General features: G+C 50.3%; 13 protein-coding genes. 4 read left to right on the top strand and 9 right to left on the bottom strand.

Translation table 11 applies throughout. The annotated features are described in order from the left end of the window. From speB to IPQ00_17765, 4 genes are all read left to right on the top strand, one after another. A complete protein-coding gene (gene speB / locus IPQ00_17780; GenBank protein MBL0242417.1) occupies nt 1-903 on the top strand; it encodes an agmatinase in 903 nt (300 codons plus the stop codon). A gap of 120 nt (nt 904-1,023) precedes the next feature. Continuing rightward, nucleotides 1,024-2,514, top strand: coding sequence for a DegQ family serine endoprotease (locus IPQ00_17775; protein ID MBL0242416.1), 1,491 nt, complete (start codon nt 1,024-1,026; stop codon nt 2,512-2,514). 89 nt (nt 2,515-2,603) lie between these two features. Then, a complete protein-coding gene (locus IPQ00_17770) occupies nt 2,604-3,098 on the top strand; it encodes a hypothetical protein (protein MBL0242415.1) in 495 nt (164 codons plus the stop codon). Nucleotides 3,099-3,604: 506 nt separating this feature from the next. After that, the gene (locus IPQ00_17765; GenBank protein MBL0242414.1) at nt 3,605-4,213 is read left to right on the top strand and encodes a cation transporter; all 609 of its coding nucleotides are present in this window, start codon (nt 3,605-3,607) and stop codon (nt 4,211-4,213) included. A 16-nt stretch (nt 4,214-4,229) separates the two neighbouring features. On the opposite strand, the gene IPQ00_17760 is transcribed toward IPQ00_17765, so the two are convergent. The 9 genes from IPQ00_17760 to IPQ00_17720 form a co-directional block, all read right to left on the bottom strand. After that, nucleotides 4,230-4,838, bottom strand: coding sequence for a class I SAM-dependent methyltransferase (locus IPQ00_17760; GenBank protein MBL0242413.1), 609 nt, complete (start codon nt 4,836-4,838; stop codon nt 4,230-4,232). Nucleotides 4,839-4,842: 4 nt separating this feature from the next. Continuing rightward, nucleotides 4,843-6,372, bottom strand: a complete 1,530-nt coding sequence (locus tag IPQ00_17755; protein MBL0242412.1) for an efflux RND transporter periplasmic adaptor subunit — start codon at nt 6,370-6,372, stop codon at nt 4,843-4,845. After that, nucleotides 6,369-7,712, bottom strand: coding sequence for a TolC family protein (locus tag IPQ00_17750; GenBank protein ID MBL0242411.1), 1,344 nt, complete (start codon nt 7,710-7,712; stop codon nt 6,369-6,371). Before IPQ00_17750 ends, IPQ00_17755 begins: the two co-directional genes overlap by 4 nt. Continuing rightward, the gene (locus IPQ00_17745) at nt 7,712-8,080 is read right to left on the bottom strand and encodes a cupredoxin domain-containing protein (protein MBL0242410.1); all 369 of its coding nucleotides are present in this window, start codon (nt 8,078-8,080) and stop codon (nt 7,712-7,714) included. The genes IPQ00_17750 and IPQ00_17745 overlap by 1 nt, the downstream gene beginning before the upstream one ends. A gap of 21 nt (nt 8,081-8,101) precedes the next feature. Further along, nucleotides 8,102-11,215 (bottom strand): efflux RND transporter permease subunit, encoded by a 3,114-nt coding sequence (locus tag IPQ00_17740; protein MBL0242409.1) that lies wholly within the window; start codon nt 11,213-11,215, stop codon nt 8,102-8,104. A 6-nt stretch (nt 11,216-11,221) separates the two neighbouring features. Further along, nucleotides 11,222-11,671 carry a FixH family protein gene (locus IPQ00_17735; GenBank protein MBL0242408.1) on the bottom strand — a complete coding sequence of 150 codons (450 nt, stop codon included), beginning with the start codon at nt 11,669-11,671 and terminating at the stop codon, nt 11,222-11,224. Nucleotides 11,672-12,221: 550 nt separating this feature from the next. Continuing rightward, complete coding sequence (locus IPQ00_17730) at nt 12,222-12,599, bottom strand: DUF3703 domain-containing protein (protein MBL0242407.1); 378 nt, start codon at nt 12,597-12,599, stop codon at nt 12,222-12,224. A gap of 156 nt (nt 12,600-12,755) precedes the next feature. Beyond that, a complete protein-coding gene (locus IPQ00_17725; GenBank protein MBL0242406.1) occupies nt 12,756-13,652 on the bottom strand; it encodes a cation transporter in 897 nt (298 codons plus the stop codon). 222 nt (nt 13,653-13,874) lie between these two features. Further along, nucleotides 13,875-14,180: a P-II family nitrogen regulator gene (locus IPQ00_17720; GenBank protein MBL0242405.1), complete on the bottom strand. Its 306-nt coding sequence runs from the start codon at nt 14,178-14,180 to the stop codon at nt 13,875-13,877. Nucleotide 14,181 lies beyond the last annotated feature (1 nt).

Genomic DNA, 14,181 nt, shown 5'->3' with positions numbered 1-14,181 from the left:
ATGAGTCAATCATCTGAATTGCCGATGAACTTTGGCGGTATCGACGAGTCGCAATACTCAGACATCGATACCGCCAAAATACTTATACTTCCCGTCTCATACGAGGGCACAGTTTCATATGGCACCGGTACCGGTGCCGGTGCGATGGCGATCGTGGATGCATCGCGCAATATGGAGTTGTACGAAGAAGAAACCGATGCCGAGGTATACAAACTCGGCATTCACACACTCCCGGAATTCACCCCTAGAGAAACGCCGAAGCAAATGATGGAAGAACTCTACGGGTATTCGAAAAAGCTTCTCGAACTCGATAGATTCGTTTGTATGATTGGCGGCGAACACTCGGTTTCGGCACCGATAATCCAGGCTCATCACGAAAAATTCAAGGATCTTAGTGTGCTTCAGATCGACGCACACGCTGACCTGCGTGACGAATATGACGGCACACCACATTCACACGCCTCTATAATGGCTCGCGTGGTCAAGGACCTTAGAATTCCATCTGTACAGGTTGGAATCCGCTCAATTTCAGGCGATGAGGCAAGATCGCTGAAGGGAGACCTTCCGACGGCTATATATTGGGCACGAGATATTGTGGGTCGGACGGACTGGATCGACGAAGCCGTAGATCGGCTCACCGACAATGTTTACCTGACCATTGATATAGACGGTTTGGACCCTAGCATTGTACCGACAACGGGCACACCCGAGCCCGGCGGGTTAGGTTGGTATGAGACTTTGGCCCTCATACGTACGCTGGCTGAGAAGAAGCGAGTTGTTGGAATGGACCTGGTAGAATATTCGTACAACGAAAACTACGACTCCCCCGCATTTCTATGTTCTAAGCTAGTTTATAAATCACTCGCATATATTTTTCGAGATCAAACCTCGAAAGTCTCCTGATACTCAAAACTTTAGCGAACCTGTCAGGTAAATTCGTCGTATAACTTTGCATATTGATTGCCCGGCAGAACATTCTGCCGGCGACTTATTTTTTTCACAATACCTTGGAGAATTGCCAAAATGTCGATCAAAACATTTTTTTACTTCGCACTTTTTGCCGTTTCAGTGATTTCCGGAGCTTGTAAAACCGGCATACTTGCGGGTTCTGAAGCCCCGCCAACTGTGAACTCCGCTCCGGCGGCGCCCCTCGTTGTAGACGGCAACAGGACTTCATATGCAGACGTCGTAGACAAGACTTCGCCGGCGGTTGTTAGGATCGAGGCCGAACACAAAGAAAATCAACAGAATCAGCCACAGATGGTTCCATTCGGTGATGATATGTTTCGTCAAATGCCGCAACAGCGACAAATGCCGAATCAGCGGCCGCAGATCGAACGCGGCCTCGGTTCCGGTGTCATCGTGAGCTCAGACGGAACGGTACTTACGAACTATCACGTTGTCGATGGTGCCGAAAAGATTACTGTCTTGATGAGCGATAACAAATCATTTGATGCCAAAGTAATTGGGTCAGATAAGCTCAGTGACCTTGCGGTACTAAAGATTGATGCCCAGCAACTCCCCTTCTTGACGCTGGGGAATTCTGACAACGTTCGTGTCGGCGACATTGTGCTTGCCATTGGTAATCCACTGGGAATCGGCCAGACCGTTACTGCCGGGATCATTTCAGCGAAAGGTAGGAGGACAGGACTCAGTGACGGAAGCTTTGAGGATTTTCTGCAAACCGATGCACCGATCAATCGCGGCAATTCAGGTGGAGCATTAGTCAACTTAACCGGTGAACTCATCGGCATCAACTCGCAAATACTTTCACCAGGTGGAGCAAGTGGCGGAAACATCGGAATTGGATTTTCGATACCGTCGAATATGGCACAATCCGTTCTGGAGCAACTCCTGAAGGACGGCAAAGTACGGCGCGGAATGTTGGGTATAAACATTCAAAATGTGACGGATGATATCGCAAAGGCATTGGACCTGAAGGATAAATCCGGGATCTTGGTAAGCAATGTTAAAACGGGTAGTGCGGCAGATAAAGCCGGTGTTAAGCGTAATGACATAATCTCCGCGATCAATGGTGAAAAGCTTGAAGATAGTAATTTCCTGCGAAACAAGGTCGCTCAGACATCGCCAGGAACTGCCATTAAATTGACTGTTATCCGGGATGGCAAGGAAGTCGAGCTAACGGCAACACTGGACGAATTAAATACCGACGAACAATCAAAAGGTTCGAATCCCAAGGGTGAACCCGGATCTCCGGAATCGAGCGATCAAGGTGGCAAACTCGGTCTCAGTCTAGAACCTGTGACGCCAGTAATAGCAAAGCAATTAGGACTTGATTCAAATGATGGTCTCGTAGTCGCAGATATCGACCCGAACGGCCCGGCCGCTATGGGCGGGATCTCTCGCGGCGACGTGATCCTTGAGATGAATAAACGACCGATCAGCTCGGTCGCCGATGTCAAGACCATAATTGACGCGTCGACCGGCAAACCGATCCTCCTGCTGATCACAAGGCGTGGGCAGACGATCTACCTTACAATAAGGCCGGAGTGACGGTGATTTTTCATTGACGCTTAAAAACGCCCGAACGCTGTTCGGGCGTTTTTTGTCTTCGAGACCGAATTGTGATACAAACTTCAACTATGTGGAGCAAACTTTACCTTGGGCTGATTGCAGTTTCCGTCGCGACGGTTGGTTTTTTCACTTACTATTCGTGGAGTTGGTTACAGAGCATTGGCCTCCCGATCGCTGCTATCGAGGGTTATTCTTTTAATTCAGATATCGCCTGGTATCTTCTATGGGTCTCATTTGTCCTGCTTATATTGGTGGGAAATGCGATTTTGTGGACGACTAAAAGCTCTTGGGCGGTTTGGTCCAGTTTCTTCTATTTTGCCGCTTTCATTCTGATGCGCTATTTCTGGCTAGAGGAGGAAGCATTCAGATTCAAGAAAATGGCCGGACTTGGTAACGGTGCATTTTCAGTGGGACCTTTACTTGGTGCGATCATTGTCGTTGTAGCGGCAATAGCTATTCTGGGTAATCACTTTTTGATCATACGACTGAATCAAAAATTATATCCGGACCCAAATGCAGCAGAAACCGTGACAGATAACGAGATCAGCGAAGTCTCTAACTAACTGTTGATCCTAAAACACCAAAACGCCCGGCTCACCTTTGAACCGGGCGTTTCAATTATGGTCGGGACGACAAGATTTGAACTTGCGACCTCTCGCACCCCAAGCGATTTAGGTAGGTTTGTATAATTTGTCAAAAGTGCTCAAAAGCTCTTAGAATCAGCAACTTACAGCCATCTCGATTCAACACTAATCAGCCATGATCAGGAACGCTGCAACCAACCTGCAACCAAGTCAACTAACCGTATCAGAGTTTCGATCGCATGCAATCTAGGCAAAAAAAACAAAAATGCCGCCTTGTTTCCCACGCAGAATAATAACATATTCTAGCAGCTGCCATCCGCTATTTTTTTTATTGGAGCGATTTACACTGGCGAGGCTTGATAGGACTTTTCCCCGAGCGGCTTCGATAAGGTTCTGTAACGCTAATCGGATCCGTTCTGAGCGGTAATGATGCTGCTCTCGTTGATAACGTTTGGGTATTGACCTATTCTGAAATTGGTGTCGTTATGGCTTGTTGTGAAGATGATTGTGCGATAGAGGCTTTGCGGGAGAGGCAGAGTTCGACGTTGAAGATCGTGCTTGGTATAAACGTCGCGATGTTTGTGGCTGGAATCGGTGCGGGCATTTATGCGGGTTCGAGCGCGTTGTTGTCGGATTCGCTGGACAATCTTGGCGATGCGATGACGTACGGGCTGAGCCTTTACGTTGTCTATAAATCATCGCAGGCTAAGGCTCAGGTCGCTTTATTCAAAGGCGGTTTGATCCTTCTAGCGGCGCTCGTTGTGCTCGGACAAGTGATCTACAAACTGGTGGTTCCGACCGTTCCTATTTTTGAAATCATGGGCGTGGTTAGTTTGCTTGCCCTCGTCGGGAATTCGATATGCCTTTATCTGCTTACGCGTCACAAGACAGACGATGTGAATATGAGTTCGGTGTGGGAATGTTCGCGTAACGATATTGCTTCGAACGTCTCGGTCTTTGTCGCTGCCAGCGCGGTTTGGTTCTTTCAGTCGGGCTGGCCCGACATCATCATCGCCCTTGCATTGGTTTGCCTTTTCCTGCGCTCCGCCTTCCGCGTATTCACAAGTGCGAATAGCCAGCTAAGAGCCGTTTAACTCCGCTCTGCAGATTTCAGATCTTGCGGCAATAACAATAAACAAAGTCCTGGGTCGAGCCGAAAGGCGTTTCATGTACTTCGGCAATGCTCTCAACAAGCTCGAATGACCCGCCAAATTCGTCGTGCATCGTTTCAGGACTGTATCGCATAACATAAAGCCCGCTGCATTTTTGGGGGCCATCAAGACTAAAAGATGCCACGATGATATGACCGCCTGGTTTTAGTGAACTCAGGACGAGTTCAACATATTTGCGTCGATCGTCAGCATCGGTTAGGAAATGAAAAACTGCCCGGTCGTGCCAAAGGTCAAATTCATTTTTGGGTAGATCAACCTCCGTTATATCAGCCTCTATCCAATTAGCCTTAATTGACTGGTTGCCAAGTCGATCCCTGCTGTCCGCAATAGCCTTGCCGGAAATATCCAAAACTGAAACATCGCAAAAGCCCTGAATCAAAAGATCGTCAACGAGATTTGAGTTGCCGCCTCCCACGTCGATAATAGAGGAATCTTTACCAATTCCCGTGCTTTTTATCATTTGCAGCGATGTGTCGAGATGTTGACGAAACCAGCTAACCTGATCCCGGCCTTTCGTTTGATAAACATTTTCCCACTGTGATTTCATATTATCAATGCTCCAGATTTTGCTTGAGAAATTCTGCTCTCAAAAGAAAACTTCCTTCGGTTGCAATCTTATCGCCGACGTTCAAACCTTCGAGAACCAGGAAGACTCCTTGATTCTCCGATCCGAGTCTCACGGGCCTTACAATGAAGACGTTCGGCTTTCCAGTCGTAACGAAAACGACCTGTTTGTCGTTCATATTTTGAACGGCAGCGACCGGTATTGTCGGCATTGTGCGCTCAGCCGTTCCCATTGATCCAAAGGCCACGTTTACATACATACCGACTTTCAAAACTTGACCCGGATTATCGAGCTCGATCCGGACCTGAGCGGTGCGGGTTTCGGGCACGATGTTCGGATCGATGTATGTAACATGACCGCGAAACACTTGGCCGGGAAATGCATTCGAAGTCACACTCGCACCGCTTCCTTCGCGGAGAAGCCCGAAGTCCTTTTCATAAACCTGAGCAATTACCCAGACGCTGGAAAGGTTCGTCACGCGCATCAGTTCCTTGTTCGCTTCGACGACCTCTCCCTCGTTGATACTGCGTTTTGTGACTGTTCCAGAAACGGGAGCAGTTAATGCGATCTCAGACGTGATTTGCGAAGGAGCGCGGAGCGAGTTTACCTTTTGCGAGGAAAGACCAAATAGCTGAAGCCTTTGCCTTGCCGTAGCAAGATCGGATTCGGCGGTCTGCCTTTTGACTGCGGCCTGCTCGAACTCGCTTCGGCTGACCGGATTGATCTCGGCTACCTGAACTGCACGTGCGTATCGATTCTTTGCAGCAGTGACGTTGGCTTCCGACGTTCTCAGCCGGGTCGTCGCCATCTCGAATTCTTCACGGCTGGCCGCGCCAATTTCGAGTAGTTTCGTGGTTCGTGCGTGGTGTTTGTGATGCTCTTCGAGTTCGGCCTCCGCTGTGGTTAATGCAGCCAGAGCTTGATCCAGTTCTGTGTTACTAACCGGGCTGATTCTGACCAGTTTCGCGGTCCGGTCGTAATTCTGGCTCGCAGTTTGAGCTTCCGTTTGCAACGCGAGATACCGCGATTGAGCGGCGGCGAGTTCATTACTGAATATAACTGCGACAGTCTGGCCTCGACCGACGCTGCTCCCAAGCTCCGCACTCACTTTTCGAACCACGCCTCCAAGGAGTGAGATAACGGGGGTTTCTTTGTAGGCGTTTGGCTGGACGACTCCCGTAGCTGATAGCGACATCGCCTCGCCCGAAAGCGTTTCACCAACAGTCTCGATCTTCAAGCCAATCTTTTCCAACTGGTCTTCCGGGATTGTTATTGTCTCTTCGCTTGCGGTCTGCGAGGGTTCTGTGCTGGTATTGTCACCAAATGAAACACTTCGCGGCGGCGGGACGGCCTTTCCACCTTCACTAGTGCTCAAATACCAGAATCCCAGCGCACCGAGGAGAACAATCCCCACCGCCCCGGACGCTACGTATAGAGGTTTCCGATTTGGAGTCGATGCAGCTACTTTGCCCGGTTCAACGCCGTCGACAATATCTTCGTTGATTTCTTCTCTCATTTCTTTGTAAGTTGCGGCGCATTGACAGCCTTTAGTATCTCAACATTCGCGATGTAGGTTTCGAGTTCCCTATCAACCAATTCATTTTCCACATCCAGAAACCTGCGCTGCTCGGCAATGTAATCGAGCAGGGTTCTCGACCCCAGCTCGTACGTTTGCCAAATGACCTGTAGGTTCGCATTCGCCTGGTCCCGAACACCATTTTGAAATATCGATAGCGAACGGGCCGCACGGTTGTATCTCGCAAATGTAGACGCTACTTCGCGACGGATCGTCAATTCACCGAACTCTACGCGACTCTGGGCAGCATCGCGTTCGAAAACAGCAGCCTCGATCGCACCCTGATTCCGATTTCGGACGGGCAGAGTGATTTCGACGCCGAATGTGAAGAAGTGAAAGACGTCTTGGACGGGTCGTAATAACCCTCGATCATCGAACCCGCTGACCGGAAATCCAGAATTCATCCTTTGGTAGCCGCTCTTCACGCTCGCATCGGCTCTGCCTTCGGCTCTTGCTTGTTCGATCTTCGCCTCAGCCAACTGCCTTACCGCACGCGCACCCTGAAGATCAGGTCTCTGGATCAACCCGTCGTTCGTGGAATCAATCAGCGAAGGCAAGGTTTGGATGAGGCTTGTGAAGTCACCTCGCAGCCGCAGAGGTTCATCGGGCCTCATTCCGATCATATTGCGAAGCTCAAACATCGCCGTTTCGACCTTTCCTTCGGCGGTTTCGCGGATCGACTGCAACCGGTTGACCTCAACGAGAAAGATGTTTTGTTCGAGCGGCGCAATCTTGCCCTCCGTCACTCTCGCCGCCACAAGGTCGTAACCTTGTCTGGCTGCGGTCAATGTCCTTTCGGTAACGTTAATTTTCTTGATTGAGGCTACAGCTTCGCCGAACTTGATCCGGACATCGGCGGCAAGAAGCCGTTCTCTATTTGTAAGGTCAAACTCACGAGCTTCCAGTTCCTTCTGTGCAACAGCGATACGCGCGGAACGTCGCCCACCGAGTTCGAGCGGCAGCATTACTTCGGCCATCTGGTTATTGTCCATGCCGCCCAACTGCCGAGCGCCGGTTGCATTGAGCGTGGGATTAGGACGCAGCTTCGACTGCTTGACCATTGCTCTTGCTGCTTCGACCTCTTTTCGTACCGCCAGTATCTCGGCATTGTTTTCGAGTGCGAGTACAACGGCCTGATCCGCGGTTACTCCGGCAATTTGATCGAGATAACGGACAGTAGTATCTGGCGTTGGGGCCGTTGTCGGGGCCTGCCCAAATACACCGCCAGGCAGCAGCATCAAAACCAAAATAAAGACTAATTTGTCGAGCTGTTCTGACATTATGAAACGATCAATTTGCCTCTCATCATGTTCATTCCGCACGTAAAGGTGACCTCACCTGATCGTTTTGGCGTGAAGCTGACGGCAACCGGAACATTCAAAGGGAGCGAACGTCTAATGCCATAGTCGGCGATTACAACCTCGGTTGCGCACGTTTCTTCGGTCTGCCGTAAGAATGTTATCCGCGTCGGCACTCCGCGGCGAAGATTGATGCTGGTTCGCGAGTAACCTTGGTCGTTGATCAACACCCGTGCGGTTTGCAATTTTGGTTTTGTGGACTTGGCCTGAGCCTGTGACTGAGCGTTCATCGCCACGATAGCGATGGCTGTCAGGAATAGACCCAAAGCATATTTCTCAATTGTTTTCATAAAAGCTCCTTTTTTGTTCAATCAAACTTCTTTCTTTAGTTCTCGTTCCCGAAGCCAATAGAAGATTACTGGCGTAATGATCAGGACGTGCAATAGACTCGATACCATTCCGCCCAGAACGGGAGCGGCTAGCGGCTTCATTACCTCGGAACCTGAGCTCGTGCTCCACATGATCGGTAATAGCCCGACGACCACCGTGGTTACTGTCATTACCTTCGGCCGCAAACGTAGCAGAGCTCCGTCGATGACCGCTTGCATGAGTTCTCTGGACGTTAACTGTCTTCCCAATTCATTTCGCCGGTTCTCAACAGACTCATTTAGATAGATAACCATGACTACCGCCGTCTGGACCGCAGTGCCAAACAAAGCGATAAAGCCGACCCAAACCGCAACCGAAAAGTTGTAGCCGAGAAGCCAGACAAGATAGACGCCTCCGGTTAAAGCGAACGGTACCGCCATCAAAACGTGCGCGGCGTCAACTCCCGAGTGGTACGTGAGATAGAGCAAACCGAAGATGATCAACAGTACAATCGGGACGACAAAGAACAAACGGCTCTTCGCACGCTGCTGATTCTCGTATTGGCCGCTCCATGCGATGTAATATCCCGTCGGCAGTTCAACTTCTTTTATCTTTTCCTTCGCCTCATCGACAAAGCTGCCGACATCGCGGCCGCGAACATTCAAAAGTACCGTGCCGCGAAGTAAACCATTTTCGCTTTGGATCATAGTCGCGCCTTCGACCGAACGAATTTCAGCAACTTGTGAGAGCGGGACCGAGCCGCCATTGGACATAGCGATTGGTATCTGACCGAGCGCCTGAGGCGTATTTCGAAATTCTTTGGCATAACGTACGCGGACTGGGAAACGGCGGCGTCCCTCGACCGTTACGGAAAGATTCGTTTCGCCGATGCCTTTTTCAATCGTGTCTTGAATTACCGAAACGTCGATTCCGTATCGTGCGGCGGCCGGACGATCGATCTTAATATCGATATAGGGTGAGCCGCCGATCTGTTCGGGATAGACATCGACGGCGCCGCGAACTTTCTTGACCGACTCCGCGACCTGACGCGAAAGCGTTTCGAGCTGTTTCAGATCGTTACCGAAAATCTTGATGCCGACCTGAGTTCGTATTCCTGTTGAAAGCATCTCGATGCGGTTAATGATCGGCTGCGTCCAAATATTTGTAACGCCTGGCATCCGCAGCTTTTCATCCATTTCGCTGATCAGATCCTCGCGGGTCAATCCCGGCCGCCACTGATCCTGCGGTTTGAGATGGATGAGCGTCTCATTCATATTCGTCGGCGCCGGATCGGTCGAGGTCTCGGCTCGTCCGGCTTTGCCGACCGCCGTTTCGACCTCTGGAAATTCTTTAAGCATCTCGCCCTGTTTGCTCATTATCTTGCTCGCCTCATCAATTGAGATCGACGGGTCGGTAATGGGCATGTACATCACGTCGCCTTCGTTAAGAGGCGGCATAAACTCGTTGCCGATGCCCATCGCCAGGATGATCGCTCCGAGAAACAGGACGAGAGCCGAACAGATAGCCAAAACCCGATGCTTGAGCGCCAGAAGCAGCGTCGGTTCATAAAGCCGCCGCAAGAAACGCATAACTGGATTGGCTCCCTCCGAATGAACTTTTCCACCGATCAGAAATGTGCAGAGTACCGGCACGAGCGTCACGGCGAGGATCGTCGCCCCGGCCATGGCAAATGTTTTTGTAAAGGCAAGCGGATGAAAGAGCTTTCCTTCCTGACCGATCAGGGCAAATACCGGAATAAAGGCTAGAATAATGATCGCCATCGAAAAGAAAACGGGGCGCCCGACAAGTTTTGTCGATTCGAGAACAACCTCCCACACCGCCTTGCGGTCTTTCGGGTCAATCTTCCTTATCTCCATAAACCGAAAGGCGTTTTCCGTGACGACAATTCCCGCGTCGACAAGAACGCCGATAGCGATGGCAATTCCCGAGAGCGACATCAGATTTGAACTGATGCCCATGAAATACATGAAGAGAAACGACATCAGGACCGCCAGCGGCAGCGGAATCGTGACGATCAAAATCGAGCGAAAATGTGCAAGAAAAATGATGTGAGCAAGGGTAACCAGGAGCAACTCTTCGACAAGCGTTCGCTTGAGAGTACCGGTTGCTTGATTGATAAGCTGTGTGCGGTCATAAAACGGCACAATGCGAACTCCCGCGGGTAGTCCGGCCTGTAAAGCTTCGATCTTTTGTTTAACTCCCTCGATAACTTCGAGTGTGTTGACACCATAACGAGCGATCACCACGCCGCCAACGGATTCCTTACCGTTCTTGTCGAGTGCTCCGGTGCGAAATGCGTTGCCTAGCTTTACTTCGGCCACGTTTTTGACAAAGATCGGCGTGCCGTTTGACGAGCCGATCATTATGTTTTCGACATCTTCCACCGAGCCGATCAATCCGATTCCCCGAACGACCGCCCACTGTCCGCCCTGTTCGACGACATTGCCGCCAACGTTATTGTTTGATTTCTGCACCGCCTCGACGACGGTGGAAATCGGAATGTTGACGCCACGCAGTTTATTCGGGTCGATGTCGATCTGATATTGCTGAACGTAACCGCCGACCGACGCAACCTCAGCAACGCCCGGAACGGAATTGAGCTGATAGCGCACGTACCAATCCTGAACTGAGCGGAGGTCACGCAAATTCATCGAATCGGATTCAATCGTGTACCAAAATACCTGCCCGACCCCTGTCGCATCGGGGCCGAGTGTCGGGACGACACCTTCGGGCAACTGTTTTGTAACCAAATTGAGACGCTCCAAAACTCTCGTTCGCGCCCAGTAAAGATCCACGTTGTCCTCAAAGATGATGTTTATCATCGAGAAACTGAAAGCCGAGTTTGCACGGATTACGCGCACACCGGGAAGCCCCTGGAGATTTGTGACAAGCGGATAAGTCACCTGGTCTTCAACCTCCTGCGGCGAGCGTCCTGTCCAATCTGTAAAAACAATTACCTGATTATCCGAAAGGTCGGGAATCGCGTCGATCGGCGTGCGCAGCAAGGCCCAATAACCAGCGGCAGCGACACCGATATAAAACACGATTATCAGTCCGCGATTATTTAACGACCACTCGATGAGCTTATGTATCATCCCTGCTTACTTCGCTCTGACGGGCAACGAAAATGCTCCTTTTCCGGCCGGGCCTTCATACGTTATCTGGGCCTGCCATTCACCAGCCATTTCGATATCAACTTTGCCCTTATAGACGCCCGGAGTTCCGGTTGTCGTAAAGGCGGATCCGTTATTCATCTCGGCCATGCTGCCCATTGCTGCCATTCGATAGTTCAACGCAACGGAACCAACATCGACCGGTTTTCCCGACGCATCGGTGAATGTAAGCATGAATTCCTGCGAACCTTTCTTTAACGTTCCGTCCGAGTTTGAAATCGTCGCGGTAAGGTTGTTTCCCGCCGGGCCGCTTTTTATAGCTTTACCGGGGATCGGGTTTTCAGCGGTAGGCTTTGGCGTTTCTGAACCGCAAGCCGCGGTAAATACGATCAACGCAAAGAGTGTGATTGAACCAATAAATAAAACAGTCTTTCTCATATAGTTGTCTCCTAGAGCTAGAGTTATTTCGGCGGCCCTTTATTCCGAAAGGCGCACCGATGGCCGAAATTGAAATAGCGCAAAAAGGCGCACGTTCGCCTGAAAAAAAGGCGCACTGCTCCTCAGTAACTAGATCAACAACGAGTGGTGTTGGATATATTTGGGTTGTAAAGTCTGCGGAAGAATCCGAGGAAGGTAGGGCGAAGCATCTGGCGTTTTAGCCCTCGTTGTTGGGAACAACGCGACTATTTGCTCTACAACGGACCTTGTAATAGTTGAGCTTGATGGCGAGTAACTAAAAGAAGAGGTTGGTGCTGACTCCGAGCAATTAACTGCACAGCATAAACCGGCCGAAGTGGCTGCTGGCGAGCCATCCTTGCTCTTGGCCTTGTCGCAGCACTTCATCATCTTGTCATTCGACGCGTGAAGCGACGTACCTGACACGACGCCGGAGGCGAGTGCCAAGAACAGGAATAACATTGTGAGACGTCTCACCATCATCTTCGAACATACTCCCGGTGACTTGGACATGTCAATAGAACTCTCAACTTTACTGTTCAATAGCCTCCTTCTTACCATGTTCAATAATCGCCTGTAAATCGCGGGGAATGGACATCGACTTAAAAAACCATACATTCGAGCCGCCTGTGTTCCCGGTCGGATAGATACCGAGCGGCGTCTTTGTCGAAGCTCCGATAAGACGAACGATCTGTCCCCAAATCTCGCGGGGCGAACCCTGTTTGATCGCGAGCTTGAACATTCGCCAATGGATACGCGTGTGCTGGTATGTCGAAGCTTGACCTAGAACGTGAGCTCGTTCGAGGTGATGAAAGGCTAAATTCAAGTCGCCGCCTTCAATAAGCGATTCGGCCAATGCTAACTCCTGAGAAATGGCGGTTGCCAACATTTGATTGTTATCGGTTTTCATTTTGAACCTCCCTTCGAACGCCTCTCTGACCGCTTACCGATAAGAATACCTATACCAATTGACATGGCAATAATCAGTAAACTCGCACCTACGAAAATTATAAGTTGATGTTGAGTAAAAACATGAAAAAAGTCTGCTTCTTGTTCCATTGCATTCTTATATGTGTGTCTCGTGACACGCAAAGCCCTCGCGTTCTGTTTGGGCGGTTACGTGCGCGATCTTAAATTCGCTCGTGCATGAATCGTGAACGCGTTTCAGAACATCGTCATGTTCGGCTCCCTCGGCAAGCACGGCGTGGACGCTTAAGGCATTTACGCCCGAGGTAAGCGACCATACGTGAAGGTCGTGAATCTCGGCAACGCCTTCGATCTTTGAAAGTTTGTCTCGCACGTTCGCAATGTTTACGTCAGACGGCGTACCTTCCAGCAAGACAGCAACGGCATCTTTCAGTAACGTCCACGTTCGCGGCAAGATAAACAGGCCGATTCCCGCGGAAATTAACGGATCGGCATAATACCATCCGGTCGTGAGCATGATTATTCCGGCGATTATCACCCCGACAGACGTGAGCATATCCGACAAAACCTCGAAATATGCTCCCTTCATATTCAGGCTTTCCTTTGAGCCGGAACGCAAAATAAAGACTCCGGCAATGTTTATCACAAGGCCAACGGATGCGACCGCGAGCATTCCGGCACTTTGCACTTCGGGCGGGTTTTTGAATCGTTCGTATGCTTCGTAAAGAATGTAGAGCGATATGAAGATCAAAACTACTGCGTTAGTAAGAGCCGCGAGTATTTCGACACGGTAATAGCCATACGTTCGTTCCGGTGATGCTGGTTTTTCTGCAAACCAAATAGCGAGTAACGCCAAACCGACGCCCGCAACATCCGTCAGCATATGCCCGGCATCGGCTAACAACGCTAGACTTCCCGTCCAAAACCCGCCAATTACCTCAACGATCAAATAGAAGAACGTCAGGCAAAAGACCATCATCAATGGCTTTTTGTTTCTGCCCGCCGCCGATACTTGGTGTGTGTGTCCGTGTCCCATATTTCGTACCTAGAATCTGTACCTTCGATTTCTTCGTCTTTTCTCCGCCTTTGCTTGTCCCAGCCGCTTGTACCGGCTTAACCTTTTCTCGCTCGGGTGCGTCTTGAATCCGCGTTTATTCAGGAAGAGCATCAGCCAGGTCAGTCCGAAGATCAAGGACGTTCCGATGACCGCTCCGATGAGCATGTGAACTGGGTTCGCAGACGACATAAATTCCGTTGATTAGATCAACGTAACCGATTCAATGGGAACAACGGTTATGATGCCGTCTCCCTTCTTCCCCGTGTGAGCGTTGTGCCTGATGGCCGCGACTATCGCCTCAACCATTTCCTCGCTCGCCGCTACCTCGATCCGTTTGTTTGGCTTGAACGGATCTAGCGCGTCATAGGCAGAAGTTCGCAACCGCTGGCCGAAACCTTCGGAATCGATCACCGTCATTCCCGGAAAGCCCTCAATGTCCTCAAACGCATTTACGATCTTCTCAACCGTGAACGGCCGCACTATCGCGATAATTAGTTTCATCATCATT

It is taken from the genome of Chloracidobacterium sp. (assembly GCA_016720705.1).
Taxonomy (GTDB): Bacteria; Acidobacteriota; Blastocatellia; order Pyrinomonadales; family Pyrinomonadaceae; genus OLB17.
The sequence above is the reverse complement of the archived record's forward strand: the minus strand, read 5'-3'. Positions and strand labels throughout refer to the sequence as shown.

Bases quoted from the DNA above. Each gene is read 5' to 3' on its own strand.
- speB (MBL0242417.1), top strand. From the start codon at position 1: ATGAGTCAATCATCTGAATTGCCGATGAACTTTGGCGGTATCGACGAG.
- IPQ00_17775 (MBL0242416.1), top strand. From the start codon at position 1,024: ATGTCGATCAAAACATTTTTTTACTTCGCACTTTTTGCCGTTTCAGTG.
- IPQ00_17770 (MBL0242415.1), top strand. From the start codon at position 2,604: ATGTGGAGCAAACTTTACCTTGGGCTGATTGCAGTTTCCGTCGCGACG.
- IPQ00_17765 (MBL0242414.1), top strand. From the start codon at position 3,605: ATGGCTTGTTGTGAAGATGATTGTGCGATAGAGGCTTTGCGGGAGAGG.
- IPQ00_17760 (MBL0242413.1), bottom strand. From the start codon at position 4,838: ATGAAATCACAGTGGGAAAATGTTTATCAAACGAAAGGCCGGGATCAG.
- IPQ00_17755 (MBL0242412.1), bottom strand. From the start codon at position 6,372: ATGAGAGAAGAAATCAACGAAGATATTGTCGACGGCGTTGAACCGGGC.
- IPQ00_17750 (MBL0242411.1), bottom strand. From the start codon at position 7,712: ATGTCAGAACAGCTCGACAAATTAGTCTTTATTTTGGTTTTGATGCTG.
- IPQ00_17745 (MBL0242410.1), bottom strand. From the start codon at position 8,080: ATGAAAACAATTGAGAAATATGCTTTGGGTCTATTCCTGACAGCCATC.
- IPQ00_17740 (MBL0242409.1), bottom strand. From the start codon at position 11,215: ATGATACATAAGCTCATCGAGTGGTCGTTAAATAATCGCGGACTGATA.
- IPQ00_17735 (MBL0242408.1), bottom strand. From the start codon at position 11,671: ATGAGAAAGACTGTTTTATTTATTGGTTCAATCACACTCTTTGCGTTG.
- IPQ00_17730 (MBL0242407.1), bottom strand. From the start codon at position 12,599: ATGAAAACCGATAACAATCAAATGTTGGCAACCGCCATTTCTCAGGAG.
- IPQ00_17725 (MBL0242406.1), bottom strand. From the start codon at position 13,652: ATGGGACACGGACACACACACCAAGTATCGGCGGCGGGCAGAAACAAA.
- IPQ00_17720 (MBL0242405.1), bottom strand. From the start codon at position 14,180: ATGATGATGAAACTAATTATCGCGATAGTGCGGCCGTTCACGGTTGAG.